This is a genomic window from Tessaracoccus massiliensis (assembly GCF_000826065.2).
In the GTDB taxonomy this organism is placed as follows: Bacteria; Actinomycetota; Actinomycetes; order Propionibacteriales; family Propionibacteriaceae; genus Arachnia; species Arachnia massiliensis_A.
The window spans coordinates 102993-118069 of sequence record NZ_LN623542.1 but is presented as its reverse complement, the minus strand read 5'-3'; the positions used below and the strand labels follow the sequence as shown (position 1 = coordinate 118069).

The window sequence follows — 15077 nt, the reverse complement described above, 5'->3', positions numbered from 1 at the left end:
TGACAAGAAGACGGCCCCGGAGCTTCCGCTCCGGGGCCGTCTCTCTGCCCAGTCCTACTCCGCCGCGTCGGTCAACGCCTCGCGCTCGTCCGAGACGCGGTCCTCAACCTTGCTGAACAGGTAGGACGCGATGATCCCCACCACGAGCAACACAGCCGCAAACGCTACGGCTGCAGGCAGGCTCAGCCCGGCGTCGGCCAGGCCTTGGGGAGTGAAGGCAGGCAAGACCACCGTGGGGAAGATCGCCACGGAGGAGCCGATCACCATGCCGAGGATGAAGTGGTACATGCCGGCGTAGTGACGGTCGAACGCCCAGGCGGCGGCCTTGGCGAACAGCAGGACGCACAGGATCAGGCCCACTGCGAGAGGGATGATGGTGCCCGGGTCGAGGGCCTTGATGCCGCTGGCCATCTTGTCGTAGAGACCGAAGTAGATCAGGAAGTTCGAGGGGCTCATGCCGGGCACGATGACGCCCAGGCCGATGAGCGCGCCGGAGCCCATCCATGCGGGGATGCTGGGCTCGACCTGCAGCAGTTCACCGGAGCGCCCGCCGATCAACATGAGCGCGAAGATCGCCGCGGCAGAGACGGCCATGATGGCCAGGTGTTGAGGGCTGCGGCCCCGTCTGCCCGCCTGATGGTAGATCGAGGGGAAGGTGCCGATGACGAAGCCGATGAACAGGCAGACGAACTGGGCGGCATACGTGCCGAACGCCGCCTCGACGATGACGGCGAAGCCGAGAATGCCGAGCCCCACGCCGATGCCGATGGGGATGAAGAACAGCACGTTGCGCAGGAAGTTGCGGCGGGGGTTGGCGAGGAAGCGGATCAACGGGTCGTACAGCTTGAAGATCACGGCGAGTACGCCGCCGGAGAGGCCGGGGAGGATCGCTCCGATGCCCACGGCGATGCCTTTGAGCAGACGGGAGACCCAGCGGCCGGGGGTGTCGGGCTGCAGGACGGGCGAGTCGTCGGCGCCGGGGTGGGGCGGTGATGGGTTCTGGGGAAGCGCTGAGTTCTCAGGGTCGCCGTCGTGGTGGGTGTGAGCCATACTGTCCGCTTTCTCTGAGGGCGGCTCAACTGTAAACCACGGGCCTGGTCCCTGAGCCTGGATCCACCGTTGGTGGTCTTGGAGGCTGGTTGTGGCCAGGGGTGGGTGGTGGTGGGTGTTCGTGTGGGGTCAGGGCGTGGGGTATCTGCCGGTCTGCCCGGCTTTTCTACTGGGTTCCTTTGGTTGGGCCCTGCGGGGGCTGGGTGGTCAGAGAGTGCCGCGTAGTGGTGGGCTGGTGGCTGTCCAGAGTTGGTCGAGGGCGGTTTTCCAGGCCCATCGGGGCGGTAAATGGAGCCGCAGGCGTCTGGCGGATCGGGTGACCCGGGCGGGGATGGTGATCAGGTGTCGGGTCAGGCTGGGCCATCGGGTGGTGGGACGCTGGGCTGCGTGGGCTGCGGCGCGGGAGATGTTGAACGCGATGACTGCGTAGCCGACCCATGCGGTGTTAGCGAAGTACTTCCCGGAGGGAAGATGCTTCAGTGCCATGGTTTTCACCTCGGCGATGACTTGCTCCACGATCGCGTGGTCACGGTGACGTTGGTCGGCCTCGATCATGGGTAGGTCACTGTTGGTGATGAACCCGTGGTAGCGCCAGTGAATCGCCCCAGGATCGGTGGAGACTCGGTTAGTTGGTTTAGGCCTGGGTGAAGACCTTGTCCTCAAGGTAGTGGGTGGTGGGGTGTTGGTTCCAGTAATTGGTTTCGAGCTCGACGGGCGGGACGTGGCCGAGTTCGCCGTGGAGGCGGCGATGGTTGTACCAGTCGATGTACTCGGCCACGGCGATCTCGACGTCGCCGACGTGCTTCCAGCCGCCTGTGGGTCGCATCGCGGGGTTGCGGATGCACTCGGCCTTGAACAGCGAGTTCAGTGCCTCGGCCATCGCATTATCGTAGGAGTCGCCCTTGCTGCCGACGGACGCGACGGCGTCGGCGTCGGCGAGTGGTTGGGTGTAGCGGATGGCTCGGTACTGGACCCTGCGGTCGCTGTGGTGGACCAAACCGGTCAGATCGGCGCCGCTGCGTCGGCGTGCCCACAGCGCCATGTCGAGGGCGTCGAGGGCCACATCGGTGCGCAGTGAGGTGGAGACCTGCCAGCCCAGCACGAGCCGGGAGAACACGTCCAAGACGAACGCGACGTAGACCCAGCCGGCATGCGTGCGCACGTAGGTCAGGTCCGCCACCCAGAGCTGGTTCGGTGCATCGGCGACGAACTGTCGATCGACTAGGTCCTCAGGTCGGGGTGTTTCCGCGCCGTCGGAGCCGGTGGTGAACGTGCTCTTGGCCTGTGGGATGCCGCGTAGTCCTTCGGCCCGCATCAGCCGCTCCATCGTGCAGCGGGCCACTTGATGGCCGGTGCGGGCGAGCTCTGCGTGGACCTTCCGTGCGCCGTAGACGCCCAGATTCTTGGTGTGCACGGTGCGGATCTCCTTCGTCAGTTCGTGGTCGCGGAGCGCGCGGGTGGAAGGGGTGTGCTGTTTGGCTGCGTAGTAGGTGCTCGGAGCGATCTGCACGCCAGCGTCGCGCAGGACGCGGCAGATCGGCTCGACTCCGAGTGCACGGTCCTCGACGATCCGATCGCGGTGGGTGTCGATGTAGTCCACGACCACCGCGACCGGCACCTCCCGAGTGGCTACCTGATCTTGCGGTCGAGCTCCGCGGCCGCGAAAAAAGCCGCGCTCGTTTTCAGGATCTCGTTCGCGCGTCGCAGCTCGCGGACCTCGCGTTCCAGTTCGGTGATCCGGGCCTGGTCATCCGTGCTCAACCCGGGACGGGTCCCGCCGTCGACCTCGGCCTGCCGGACCCAGTTCCGCAACGCTTCGGGATGGACCCCCAACTGGTCGGCGACCCGTTTGATCTCGCCACGACTCGTCTCGGGATCCTTCCTCGCATCCAACGCCATCCGCGTCGCTCGCTGCTGGAGCTCGACGCTGTACTTCCTCGGTGCTGACATGACTCTCATCCTTCACTGGTTTGTGAGCCTCCACCAGACCCGGGGCGATTCACTTCGGCGCCAGCGACCAAACAACGGACGCTCAAGTTTTTCGACCGAGGGACGAATCAGGCTCGGAGACGAAGGTGCGGCTCTGGCTGCAGCAACACAGGTTCCCAGTGCAGTCCCAAGTGACCATCCCTGGCGTGGGCCGGGTCGATCACCTCGTAGGCAGATCGCTGATCACGGAGTGCGACAGCGCGGAGTTCCACCCCTACCGTGAAGACGACTACGCCCGTTTCTCGAATGCGCGGGGCCTCGGTTACACGCCCGTGGGGCTCGGCTTTGGCCAGATCCACTACACTTGGGAGGACACGACAGAGGTTATGCTCCGCATCCTCCGCACCGGCAGACACCTGCTGCCACCAGCGCCTCTGTGAGATTTGCGGGGAGAATATCGAGGCGTGCCCGGATATGGGAGTGATGAGACAAAATCCTCCCGCTAATTCTCGGGCTGCTCCTGTTCAAGCAGGAACTCTGCGGCCTCCGCGGCAGAATCCACGACCACCTCGGCGCCGGCTTCGAGCAGCGCCTCGCGGGTGGCGGCGCCGGTGGTGATCCCCATGGGGCGCATGCCCGCGGCGATCGCCATCTCGATGTCGCTGGTGGCGTCGCCGACGTACCAGGCGCCCTCGGCCGCGACGCCGAGTCGCTCCAACCCCAGCAGAGCCGCGTCGGGAAACGGCTTGCCGCGCTCCACGTCGCTGTTGGTGACCAGCGCCTCCACGAAGGGATTGAGCCCGGTGACCGACATCAGTTGCACGGCGGACTCGGCGCCCTTCGCGGTGACCACGCCCACCCGGAATCCTTCGGCGCGCAGCCGCTCCAACATGTCGTGGACGCCCGGCAGCAGCAGCGTGTCACCGGCCTCGTCCACGGCGCGGAGGAGGTTCTCGAGGTACTCGTCGACGACCCGCGCCAAGGTGTCGTGGTCGTCGCCGAACTGGTGCAGCTCGCCCATCGCGACGTCGAGCGGACGCCCGATCAGTGGGTAGACAGCCTGTGGGGTGCAGTCGATGCCGTTGCTCACCAAGGCGCCGGAGAGGTGTTCGGCGATGAGCGGGACGGTATCGGTGAGGGTGCCGTCGAGGTCGAAGAGAACCGTGCGGGTCATGGCCTCCACCATATCCGCCCGCCCGTGAGCAATTGGATGGGGTCATCACCGCGAAACGGTGTTACGTCGGCGTGTCGCGCCCGTGACCCTATCCAATTGCTCACGGCATCAGCAGTTGAGGGCGGCGGGCCTGGCGGCGACTGGGCCGCGGTTGACGCACATCCCGATCCCCTTGGCCTTGAGCCCGTCGCGCATCGCCCTGATGGTGGCGCCGTTGAAGCCGTGCCACTGCATGTGCATCAGCACGCTGTCGCCCGCGCCGGCGTTCTTCACCACGTGGGAGACCAGCTCGCTGCTGGACTTGCCGCGGTAGTCGAACGTGTCGAGATTCCACGTCCACACCTTCATCCCGACGGCGGCGTAGGCCTTCTTCACGCTCGCGTTGTATGCGCCGTACGGCGGGCGACCGTACGTGGTCACCACCCCGGGGGCGCCCAGCTCGCGGACGGCCTTCTCGTAGGAGACCTTCGTCAGGTCCGGGTGAGTGATCGAGTGGTTGAACACGTAGTGCCCGTGCGCCCGGGCGTAATCGGCGTCGAAGCGGCCGGACTTCAGGCAGTTGCCCGTGGGGAACATCGCGATCGAGACGCCCAGCTTCTCGGCGGCGCGCACCGTCTCCTTGAACGCACTCAGCGACTTCGGGCAGTCGTCGTAGGTCAGGATCACCCGGTTGCTCGAGTTGGGGCCGCGGGAGATGCTGTACTTCCCCGACGGCGGCGCCGGCGGCGCGGGCGGTTTCGGCGCCGGCGGGCGGTACGTGTACAGCGAGCCCAGATCGGAACGCAGCGCCCCGAACTGCACCAGGTTGTTGAACACGAACGTGTGCCCGTCCCACAGGTAGGAGCGGCAGCCGTTGCGGCCGGTGCGGGCGGTGTTGCACTCGGTGCGCCAGGTGCGGCCCTTCACGCTGTGGTCGCCAGGCGTGGCCAGGGGGTTCTTGCCCCACAGCGACCTCGGTGACGGCAGGTAGGTGAGGTTGTTGAACGTCCAGACGCCGGCCACCTTCAGTTGCGTGGTGCAGCGGGCGGTCTGCGAGTACGGCTCGCACCAGGTGCGCCACTCGCGGCCGCCGCTGACGTGCTCGCCGGGGGTGGTGTAGACGTCGACCTGGGCGGTGGCCGGTGGCGCCAGGACCGCGCCGGTGGCGGCCAGTAGCGCGGTCAGGATGATGGTGATAAAGCGGGTGAGGTGCCGCATGTCAGTTCCCTACGTGTGCGCGGCTCGGGCCCAGCGCCCGGGTCGATTGCGAACTTACACCTCAGCCGGGCGACGCCGTAGGGGACCCAGGTCTCACCTTGTGGGGTAGAGGTACGACGACGGGGCCACGCGGTCGTGCACCGCGTGGCTTGTCAGCCGGGGATCACGTCTCCGGAGGGCCATTCCTGCTTGATGAACTCGGCCACCTCGTCTGAGTGCAGGAGCTCGTCGAGCTTCTCGACACCAGGGTTGGTGTTGTCCTTCCGCCAGGCCACGATGTTGGCGTAGGGGTTGCCCTCCACGGCCTCGATGGCTATGGCGTCGTCGGCCTTGAGACCGGCGTTGAGGATGAAGTTGCCGTTGATCAGCGCGGCGTCCGCCTTCGGGTCGTCCAGCTGTTGCACGACGATCTCCGGCTGCGACTCCTCGAACTTCAGCCCCTTGGGGTTCTGCTCATCGGTGATGGTCAGCGCGAGGGTGTCCTCGGTGATGTCCTGCAGCAGGCCCGCCTCCTCAAGCAGCTTCAGCCCGCGGTACTGGTTGGACGGATCGTTGGTGATGACGATCAGCCCGCCATCGGGAACCTGCTCGGGGGAGGTGTGCTTGTTCGAGAACAGCGCGAAGGGCTCGATGTGCACGCCCTCGCCGTGTTCGAACTCGAAGCCCTTCTCCTCCACCTGGTTGTCGAAATAGGGCACGTGCTGGAAGAAGTTCGCGTCAAGTTCACCGGAGGACAGCGCTTCGTTGGGCAGCACGTAATCCTCGAAGATGCGGATCTCCAGGTCGATGCCGGCGTCTGCGGCCAGATTCGCCTGGACGAACTCGAGGATCTTGCCGTGGGGGACGGCGCTGGCGCCGACGGTGACCTTGGTGGGGTTGGCGGGGTCGAGGGTGGTGGCGGTGCCGGGCTCGGTGGCATCGGAACCGCAGGCCGTCAGGGCCATGGCGGCTGCCAACGAGGCAGCGACGGTGGTGAGAATCTTTCGCATAGGGTTTCTCCTTTGCTCTGGGCCGACAACAAGTCGGCCATCTTCTGGGTGTGGCCCACGGGCCGCCCGCCCGACGGCGGGAGTTCTGGGGGAGGTCAGCGGTGGTCGACCTTCTTGGTGAGGTAGTCGCCCAGCATCTGGATCAGTTGGACGAGCACAACCAGGATGACGACGGTGATGATCATCACATCGACCTGGTAGTGGTTGTAGCCGTAGTTGTACGCGAGCCGGCCCAAGCCGCCGCCTCCGATGAGACCAGCCATGGCGGAGTAGCCGATGATGGTGACCACCGTCGTGGTCAACGACGCCACCAGAGCGGGCATCGCCTCGGGGAGCAGCACCTTCGTGACCGACTGCATCTTGGTGGAGCCCATGGCGTGGGCGGCATCGAGCTTGCCCGGGTGAACGTCGCGCAGCGCCGTCTCCACGAGGCGGGCGAAGAAGGGGATCGCGGCGATCGACAGGGAGACCGAGGCGGCGATGGGGCCGATGGCGGTGCCCACGATCCAGCGGGTGAAAGGGATCAGCAGCACCATCAGGATCGCGTAGGGGATGGATCGGGTGATGTTGACCACCACGGCCGACAGCGCGAGATTGACCGGCCGGTTCTCGCTGAGGCCGCCGGGTTGCGTGACGTAGAGGATCACGCCCAGTGGCAACCCGATCAGCACCGTGGCGATACTCGCGATGCCCACCATCTGGAGGGTCTCCACGAAGGCGGGCCACAGGGCGACCTTCAACGCGGGATTGTTGAACCAGGTATCGAGGAGGATCATGCCACCGCCTCCCCGGGGGTGATGTCGGCGGTGACCCGGGCGTCAGCCCCGAGAGCCGTGAGTTCGGCGACGACGCGACGGGGGTCCGTTCCGTGCGGCACCGCCAGGCGCAGGTGGGAGAAGGTGGTACCGGCCAGCTGCTCGACAGAGCCGGCGAGGATGGCCAACTCGGCTCCGACGGCGTTGGAGGCGTGCGCGATCATCGGCATGGCCGCGCGTTCCCCGCTGGCCAACACGTCGACCAGCGTGGCGTCGGCGGCGTCGACGTGGGCATGTTCCGGGATGCCGAGGAGGGCCTGGCTGAGGCGGCCGTCGAGCCGTTTGACGACGTCTGTCAGTGGCCCGGATTCGACGATGCGGCCCGCCTCGAGGAGGGAGACGGAGTCGCAGATCTTCTTCACGACGTGCATCTCGTGGGTGATGACCAGGACGGCGAGCTCCGCTGGGGCGCGGTCGCGCAGCGACACGATGAGGTCGAGGATCTCGTCGGTGGTGCGGGGGTCGAGCGCCGAGGTGGGCTCGTCGAAGAGGAGGACGTCCGGGTCCGTCGCGAGGGCGCGCGCGATGCCCACGCGCTGCCGCATGCCGCCGGAGAGCTGGGCGGGATAGGCCTTGCCGGAATCGCGCAGCCCGACGAAGCCGAGCAGTTCCTGCGCCTTCGCGCGGCGCTGATTGCGGCCCATGCCTGTGAGCTCGAGGGGGTAGGCGACGTTGTCCTCGATGGTGCGCGAGTCGAACAGGTTGGCCTGCTGGAAGACGAGCCCGATCCGACGGCGGGCAGTGCGCAGCGCGTCGGCGCGGGCGGCGGTGAGGTCGACGCCGTTGATCTCGACCGTGCCGGACGATGGGCGGTCCAGCATGGTGAGGCAGCGCACGAGGGTGGACTTGCCGGCGCCGGAGTGCCCGATGACGCCGTGGATTGACCCGGCGGGCACGGTGAGGGAGACGCCGTCGAGGGCCCGCACCTCGCGTGTCCCCTGGTGGTAGACCTTCCGCAGGTCTGTGACGGTGATCATGGCAATGTGTCTCCTGTTTCCGCTGTCATTCAACCACTGGGGTGGTGGGCTGATCGAATCCGCCCGCCCGGTGTTCACCGTCGGCGCAAAACGCTGGTTGAGTCGCGCTCTGCGACGAGGGAGCCAGCGCGTGTCGAAACCCGGTGAGCTTCCCATCAACCTTGACTGCAAACTCACCGGGTTTCGACACCGCTCGTGAAACTCGCGGGCTCAGCCAGCGTCGCGGGCTCAACCAGATTCGCGGGCTCAACCAGCGTCGGGTGGGTGAGGCTGCTCGCCGAGAACTCGGCCAGCGGGGCGCTCCTAGACTGGGCCTATGAGTGGGACGGTGGTGTTGGTACACGGGCTGCGCACATCGTCGAGCATGTGGGACCCGCAGGTTGAGCGGCTCAGCGCCCGCGGGTGGACGTGCATCGCGCCGGATCTCCCCGGCCACGGCTCACGTCGCGACGAGGCGTTCACGGGCGAGGCGGCCGTCGAGAGCATCCGGGCCGCGTTGGAGGAGGGGGCGACGGCGGGGCCGGCGCACCTGGTGGGCTGCTCGCTGGGTGGAATGCTGGCGATCCACGCCGCGTCGCTGTATCCGGAGATAGTGCGCTCCCTGGTGGCCGCGGCATGCTCGACGCAGCCCGGGCGGCGCAGCGCGCGGCTCTACGGGCGCGCCGTGAGCCTGGTGGACCGGGCCGGTGAGGCGCCGCTGTACCGCGTGCTCGGCCGTGCCGGGGCAGATGCGTATCTGCGGAAGGGCCGGGCGAGCCTGGAGGCGGTCGCGGCGGGGGTCCGCGCCGTCGCCGAGTTCGACCTACTGGCAGACCTCCGCCGCATCCCGGTACCCGTGACCATCCTCAACGGGCATCTTGACCAGTTCCGCGGGCAGGAGCGTCGCTTCACGGCCGCCGCCCAGCGTGGGCGGCTCGTTGTGTTGGGCTACGGCACGCACATGGTGAGCCTCACCCACCCCGACCCGTACACCGAGACGTTGGAGAGACTGCTGATCGAGGCAGACACCGCTGGTTGAGCCTGCGAGCGCAGCGAGCAGTGTCGAAACCCGGTGAGCTTCACAGCAGGCTGCTTGCAAACTCACCGGGTTTCGACACCGCTCGTGAGACTCGCGGGCTCAACCTGCGTCGGGGGTTTCGACACCGCTCGTGAGACTCGCGGGCTCAACCTGCGTCGGGGGTTTCGACACCGCTCGTAGAACTCGCGGGCTCAACCAACGTCGCGGGCTCAAGCAACGACTCAGTAGTGCTTGGCGACCTCACGGGCGACCCGGGTGAAGACCTGGTCGCTCAGGATCGCGCCGACGCGGCGCACGGCGTCGGGGTCGATACGGATGATGCGGTTGACGCGCACCTCGCTGGGGCGACGCTGGGCGTCCCACTCACCGGCGCCGATGTCCATCCAGTAGCGGCCGGCGTGGGCCTCGTGGGCGTCTCGGTCGTTGTCCTGGCTGGTGACCTGCAGGCCCAGCAGCCTGTCGCCGTCGCGCCCGATCAGCAGCACGGGCCGGTCCTTGCCCTGCGAGTAGTCCTCCTCGTAGGGCACCCACGTCCACACGATCTCGCCGGGGTCCGGCCGGCCGTCGGGGTGGGGGTCGTAGATGATCTCCGGCATGCGCGTGTAGTCGCCGGGGTACCCCGACGTCGGTTGGGGCGTGTGGCGACGCTGCTTCTGCCGCGGCCCCTTCCGGTTCGACGACGGCTTCGGCTTGGCGCTCGGCTTGAACCGGGCGCGGGTCCGGGGGGCCCGTGGCTCCTCCAGGTCGCGATCGTTCCGGGTGGGCACGGGGGACCGGTGTAGAGCGCGTGAGGCGGTGTCGCGCAGCACGCGGAAGAGACCGTCGAGCAGGGGATTGGCCATGCCTGGAGTCTAACGTCAGCGGAAGCGGGGCAGGCGGCCGTAGAAGATCCGCTCAGGGCGCCGGTACGGGGTGGGCCGCTCGCTGCGGGCCTTCTCCCACTCGCGGAAGTAGCGGGTCACGGGCGGCAGGAACAGCAGCGCCGCGCCCACGACGGTGAGCGCCAGCGGAAACGCGCCCCACCAATGGGTGATCGCCAGGTAGCCGCCCATCAGCGCGGCGGCGACGAGGCCCGCCCAACGCGCCCAGCGCCAACCGTTCCACGCCTGGAAACCGGCGACGCCTGCGGCGCCGACGGCCAGTGCCACCGCCGCGGCGAGCCCGCCCTCGATCAGCAGCGACTGCCACGTGCCCGGCTTGGGCGCCAGCCATTCGACGAGGTGCGCGGAGGAGGCGTAGCGATCCATGTCTGCCGCGAGCCACCAGTGCAGCCCGTAGACCACGCCGGCGCCGATCACCGCCAGGTACATCAGAGTCGACGCGACGCCCAGCACGACGGGGCGGCGCGGCTCGCCGGTGCGCGGGCTGCGCGGCACGTCGTCGCGCAGTTCCTCGATGGGAGGGAGGGTCGCGATCTGCTTGGGTTCAGACATCGGGCCCAAGCCTACCTCCGCCGCCCGTGCACGAGACGGTCCGGCGAACCACCTCGCCCGCCACCAGGTGCGGCCACCCGGTCGGGAAGTACTCGAGGAAGGCTTCCCCCCGCTCAGGTGAGCATGTCGGGCGTGGAGAGGTTGAGGCGCTCTGCAGAGAGTCGCGCGGCGCAGGGCCATGCCGCGCCGAAGAAGAAGATCCACCGGTGACCGAACTGCACGCGACGATCCACGCCACTGTTTCCCTGGCCGACACGGGATCGTCAAGCTGTTGACCCCGGGAGGCCTGGGCGTCTGGTACCTGGTCGACCTGCTGCTCCTGCTCACCGTCGGCGGGAAGGAGAGCGAGCAGCGGACCGCTGGAAACCTACGACAAGCACAAGGTCCTGACCTGGATCATCACCGGCGTCGACGTGGTTGCCAGCCTTGTCTCCACCTCGATCAGCCAGCAGTGGTGGAGCTGACCCGGTCAGCCCCCTGGTTCAGCCCGTCAGCGCGGGCCGTCAGATCAGTCCGGCACGGTGGCGCAGTCCACCCGTCGCCCGGCTTCTTCGAGGATGTTCGAGGCCATGGACGGGAACACCACGGCGTGGAAGGGGAGGATCGTCGTCCAGTACGCGCGGCCCAGGATGCCCGAGGGCATGAATACCGCCCGCTGCCGGTAGACGCATCCCTCAGGGGTGCCCTCCACCTTCAACTGCAACCAGGCCCGTCCGCCGGCCCGCATCTCGGCACGAAGGGTGAGGCTGCGCCCCCGCTCCATTGACTCCACGCGCCACCAGTCCACCGGATCACCCACACGCAGGGTGCGCGGATCGCGGCGACCGCGGGTCAGGCCCGGCCCGCCCAAGAGCTTGTCAACCCAGCCGCGGACCCTCCACAGGCCTGGAGTGGAGTACCAGCCGTTCTGCCCGCCGATCGATTCGATCACGGACCACACCGCGGCGGGGGGCAGCGTCGAGTTCTTCTCCCGCGTGTCCGTGTAGACCGTCTGTCCCGCCCAGTCCGGGTCCGCAGGAATCGGGTCGGCGGGTTCGGCCGAGGCCGTCAGGTCCGCGTCCCACGTCACCTCCAGTGGCCCTTCGGCCTGTCGGGCGAGGGCCTGCCGGACGGCCGCCCGGTAAGAGGTGAGGCCGCCGGGCGGGTCCGGGATCAGCCGCGCCACCTCATGGTCGTCGGTGACCGCGTCCTCCGCGAGCGAGGCGGCCAACTGGACGGCGATACCCATCGGGATCGGCGTGACCAGCCCGATCCACATCCCGGACAGCCTCTGGGCAGGCAGGGGCAGGGGCAGCACCCAGCGCCTAGCCAGCCCGGCCTCCGCGGCGAAGTCGGTGAGCATGGAGGCGAAGGTCTGGGCACTACCGCAGCCGATCTGGGCACGTGCCTGCACCGGCTCCTCCAGCGCGCACGCGTGCAAGAGGTAGTACAGGACGTCGCGGATCGCGATGGGCTCCACCCGGTTGGCCAGCCACTTCGGGCCAGGCATCACGGGGAGCCGCTCGGCCAGGTGCCTGATCATCTCGAAGGAGATCGACCCGGTACCGATCACCACGCCTGCCTCGAAGGTGAGGGTGGGCACCGAGCAGGCGTCCAGACGGCGTGCGACCAGTTCACGTGATCGCATGTGGTCCGACAGTTCGTTGACGGGCCGATCAGGGTGAAGCCCGGAGAGGTACACCAGCTGTTGCACGCCTTCCTGCTCCGCAGCCACGGCGACGACGTCGGCGATGCCCTGCTCGCGCTCCACGAAGTCTCCACCGCTGCCCATGGAGTGCACCAGGTACAGCACCGTGTGGACCCCGTCCATTGCAGCACGCACCTCGTCTGGTTCACTGAGGTCGCAGCGCACCAGGTCCACCTGATCAGCCCACGGTCGGTCACAAAGGACCTCAGGCTTACGGGCACCTGCCCGGACCTCGAAGCCGGCGGCCAACAGTTCTGGTATCAGCCTTCCACCCACATAACCGGTGGCCCCGGTGACCAGGACGGACCGGCCTGCGCCGGCGGGCGCGGAGAGGCCGAGCAGGGGCGAGGGCGCGTTCATGGGCCCACTGTAGAGCATGCGGGCTGGATCTAGGCGCGGCACGTCACGCCGACCTTCTCGGCGCTCGCCGGGTGACGATCGAGGGCGAGGACAGGAAGCGCTCACGCGTCAATGTCATCCACGATATCGGGACTGGTGCACGGTTGGGTGACAGCTGGGGTTAGCCGCCCAGCATCAGCAGGTTGGGTCAGGCGGGGTCGCGCGCGAGGTCGAGGAGTGAGTGGAGATCGGGCACGTCGTCGAGTCTAGGAGGCGTCGCCGGGCCCGACGGTGGGGGCATCCGCCGGCGCGACGTCCGGCCTCAGCCGCAGCATCACCGGCTGGCGGAGCACGCCGTCGGGCGTCACGTTGAGGTAGCGCACCTGCACGCACAGCATGGGCTCCACCCAGTGCGTCCTGCGCACGGCCGGGTCCTTGGGCGGTGGCCTGAACGGGGTGGTGGGACGTTGCGTGGTGCGCAGCACCTCCAGGAGCATGTCCTTCTCCGCGTGGCTGAGGCCGGAGCCGACGCGGCCCAGCGGGTAGAGCACGGGGCCGGTGTCGAACGTCGCCTCGTCGGCGGGGTGGCCGATCCACACGGCGCCCAGTCGCTTGTCATTGCCGGTTTCGGGGATCCATCCGCCGATCACCGCGACCAGTTCGGTGCGGTGCGGCGTCTTCACCCAGTCGGTGCTCCGCGCGCCCGGCACGTACGGCGACTCCGTCCGCTTGCTGATCACACCCTCCAGCCCCGTGTCGCGGGTGAACTGGGCGAGGGCCTCGCCGTCGTCGTGCTGCTCGGAGAGTTGCCAGTGCGGACGGCCCAGGCTGAGTCGCTCCAACCTGGCCCGGCGCTCGGTGAGGGGCAGCCGCGTGAGGTCCTCGCCGCCTGCTCGGAGGAGATCGAAGGCCATGAACGTCACCGGACGGTCCTTCGCCCAGCGGGCGGCGCGCGCCGGGTTGCGTACGTGCATGCGGGGGGCGATGGCGTGGAACGACGGCACCCCGGCGCTGCTCATGGCGATGAGTTCGCCGTCGAGCAGGAGCCCGTCGGGGAGGCCGCGCGCACCTTCGGCGACCTCCGGGTATGCCACCGTGATCTCCCCCTCGGTGCGGTTGTAGAGGATCAGCCGCCCGGCGCGCGTCTCCGCGAGTGCGCGCACGCCGTCCCACTTGACCTCATGCAGCCAGCCCGGCCCCAGCGGCGGGACGCCGGGCGTGGCGGTGGGGGTGGCGAGCATGGGACGCATCAGCCGGTGGCACCCCAGTCCACTCGATCCTCGCTGAGCACGGCGCGGTCCTCGTCGGACGGGGGCTGGACCAGCAGCCGGGGCGGGAAGGTGCCCTCGTGCAGCGAGAACAGGTGCGGGCAGCGCACCAGCGCGTTGTTGAGGTGCACGCCCAGCGGCTCGTCGTCCTCCTCGCGGAAGAAGACCACCAGATCCGTGCGGGGGATGCTGGTCACGTCGTCGGAGGTCACGGCGAGGGTCTCCCACCGGCCAAGGCGCTCGATCTGCAGCATCGACGACGGGAACGGCCCGCTGACGGCCTGCAGGTGTTCGCGCTGGTGGCCGTGCTGGGCGGCGTGGATATCGGCGCGGAGCTTGGTGAGTCGCTTCTCGGCGGGGTGACCGGCCGGCGGTACCCATTCGAGCCAGGCGTTGTCGGACTGCACGTGGGGCAGCGGGCAGACCTCTTTGTGTGAGTCGCGGATGGATTCGAGCACGTCGAGGAAGTCGTCCCAGTGGGGCGTGGCGGTGTCGAGGATGAACAGGTCCTCGCGCGTTGCGGGCACCACCGCCCACTCGGTGTCCGTGACGACCTGCATCTGGGCGAGGGCCGCCTCCATTGTCTGCAGGTCCGCGAACCAGGCGCAGTCGTTGCCCTCCGTGGCGTGCACCACGAGGATCGAGTTGTCCTCGACGATGGGCGCCAGGCCGAACTGCTCGGTCATGTCGCGCAGGTTCAGCACCGCGCGGGCGGCGCGTTCGATGAGCTGCTCGGGGGTGTCGTCGGCCAGCTTGTCGTGGGTCACGGGCATGACGGCGGTGGGCAGGTCGACGGCCAGGCCCACGCCGATGTAATCGGTCAGCGGGAACGTGAGGGCAGGGCCTTCGTCGGTGGCGTTGCGGAAGTAATCGGCGCTGCGCACCAGGGGGATGGTCTCGTCGAGGTTGACCTCGGAGTCGAGATGGGTCTGGACGGTGACCAGCAGCTTGTCGAGTGAGGAATGGAAGCGCAGGAGCGCGTCCTCATCGGACTCGCCCGGTTCCGGCTGCGCCAGTTGCGGATTGCAGGTGATGTCCTCGCCGGTGAGGAGGGTGAGGGTGAGCATGCCAGGATGCTCGGTGCTGGGCTCGGCCCCCACCACCAGCGGGTGGGCGAGGGCGGCGGCCGCGGCGTCGTCGAGGTTCATGCCCCTGACGATACCGCCGTGCACCTGCCGGTCGTCGTGCCCACGGCGACAGG

General features: G+C 68.2%; 14 protein-coding genes. 1 reads left to right on the top strand and 13 read right to left on the bottom strand.

Annotation, left to right across the window (positions count from 1 at the left end):
* Positions 1 to 54: 54 nt before the first annotated feature.
* From BN1186_RS07645 to BN1186_RS07610, 8 genes are all read right to left on the bottom strand, one after another.
* Positions 55 to 1050 carry a DUF368 domain-containing protein gene (locus tag BN1186_RS07645; RefSeq protein WP_082031168.1) on the bottom strand — a complete coding sequence of 332 codons (996 nt, stop codon included), beginning with the start codon at positions 1048 to 1050 and terminating at the stop codon, positions 55 to 57.
* Between the two features lie 207 nt (positions 1051 to 1257).
* Entirely contained in the window at positions 1258 to 1536 is a 279-nt protein-coding gene (locus BN1186_RS07640) for a hypothetical protein (RefSeq protein WP_246043269.1), read from the bottom strand.
* Positions 1537 to 1684: 148 nt separating this feature from the next.
* Positions 1685 to 3000 (bottom strand): IS3 family transposase gene (locus BN1186_RS07635; protein ID WP_246043268.1). Its coding sequence is split into 2 segments (ribosomal slippage): positions 1685 to 2706 and positions 2706 to 3000, totalling 1317 coding nucleotides; the frame shifts between segments, so codons are not numbered across the junction.
* Positions 3001 to 3481: 481 nt separating this feature from the next.
* Positions 3482 to 4153 carry an HAD family hydrolase gene (locus BN1186_RS07630; RefSeq protein WP_180349039.1) on the bottom strand — a complete coding sequence of 224 codons (672 nt, stop codon included), beginning with the start codon at positions 4151 to 4153 and terminating at the stop codon, positions 3482 to 3484.
* A gap of 108 nt (positions 4154 to 4261) precedes the next feature.
* Positions 4262 to 5350 carry a polysaccharide deacetylase family protein gene (locus BN1186_RS07625; protein ID WP_040283508.1) on the bottom strand — a complete coding sequence of 363 codons (1089 nt, stop codon included), beginning with the start codon at positions 5348 to 5350 and terminating at the stop codon, positions 4262 to 4264.
* A gap of 152 nt (positions 5351 to 5502) precedes the next feature.
* Positions 5503 to 6339 carry a MetQ/NlpA family ABC transporter substrate-binding protein gene (locus tag BN1186_RS07620; protein WP_040283507.1) on the bottom strand — a complete coding sequence of 279 codons (837 nt, stop codon included), beginning with the start codon at positions 6337 to 6339 and terminating at the stop codon, positions 5503 to 5505.
* Between the two features lie 95 nt (positions 6340 to 6434).
* Positions 6435 to 7115, bottom strand: a complete 681-nt coding sequence (locus BN1186_RS07615) for a methionine ABC transporter permease (RefSeq protein WP_040283506.1) — start codon at positions 7113 to 7115, stop codon at positions 6435 to 6437.
* Positions 7112 to 8131 (bottom strand): methionine ABC transporter ATP-binding protein, encoded by a 1020-nt coding sequence (locus BN1186_RS07610; protein WP_074436973.1) that lies wholly within the window; start codon positions 8129 to 8131, stop codon positions 7112 to 7114. Before BN1186_RS07610 ends, BN1186_RS07615 begins: the two co-directional genes overlap by 4 nt.
* A gap of 316 nt (positions 8132 to 8447) precedes the next feature.
* On the opposite strand from BN1186_RS07610, the gene BN1186_RS07605 reads away from it, so the two are divergent.
* A complete protein-coding gene (locus BN1186_RS07605) occupies positions 8448 to 9149 on the top strand; it encodes an alpha/beta fold hydrolase (protein WP_040283505.1) in 702 nt (233 codons plus the stop codon).
* A gap of 221 nt (positions 9150 to 9370) precedes the next feature.
* On the opposite strand, the gene BN1186_RS16005 is transcribed toward BN1186_RS07605, so the two are convergent.
* The 5 genes from BN1186_RS16005 to BN1186_RS07580 all read right to left on the bottom strand — a co-directional run bounded on the left by BN1186_RS16005 (position 9371) and on the right by BN1186_RS07580 (position 15024).
* Positions 9371 to 9991: a type II toxin-antitoxin system PemK/MazF family toxin gene (locus BN1186_RS16005; RefSeq protein WP_040283504.1), complete on the bottom strand. Its 621-nt coding sequence runs from the start codon at positions 9989 to 9991 to the stop codon at positions 9371 to 9373.
* A 15-nt stretch (positions 9992 to 10006) separates the two neighbouring features.
* A complete protein-coding gene (locus BN1186_RS07595; RefSeq protein ID WP_040283503.1) occupies positions 10007 to 10582 on the bottom strand; it encodes a hypothetical protein in 576 nt (191 codons plus the stop codon).
* 508 nt (positions 10583 to 11090) lie between these two features.
* Positions 11091 to 12629 carry an SDR family oxidoreductase gene (locus BN1186_RS07590; protein ID WP_052460042.1) on the bottom strand — a complete coding sequence of 513 codons (1539 nt, stop codon included), beginning with the start codon at positions 12627 to 12629 and terminating at the stop codon, positions 11091 to 11093.
* Between the two features lie 245 nt (positions 12630 to 12874).
* Positions 12875 to 13858: an ATP-dependent DNA ligase gene (locus BN1186_RS07585; RefSeq protein WP_040283502.1), complete on the bottom strand. Its 984-nt coding sequence runs from the start codon at positions 13856 to 13858 to the stop codon at positions 12875 to 12877.
* A complete protein-coding gene (locus BN1186_RS07580; RefSeq protein WP_040283501.1) occupies positions 13858 to 15024 on the bottom strand; it encodes a hypothetical protein in 1167 nt (388 codons plus the stop codon). Before BN1186_RS07580 ends, BN1186_RS07585 begins: the two co-directional genes overlap by 1 nt.
* Positions 15025 to 15077: the final 53 nt, after the last annotated feature.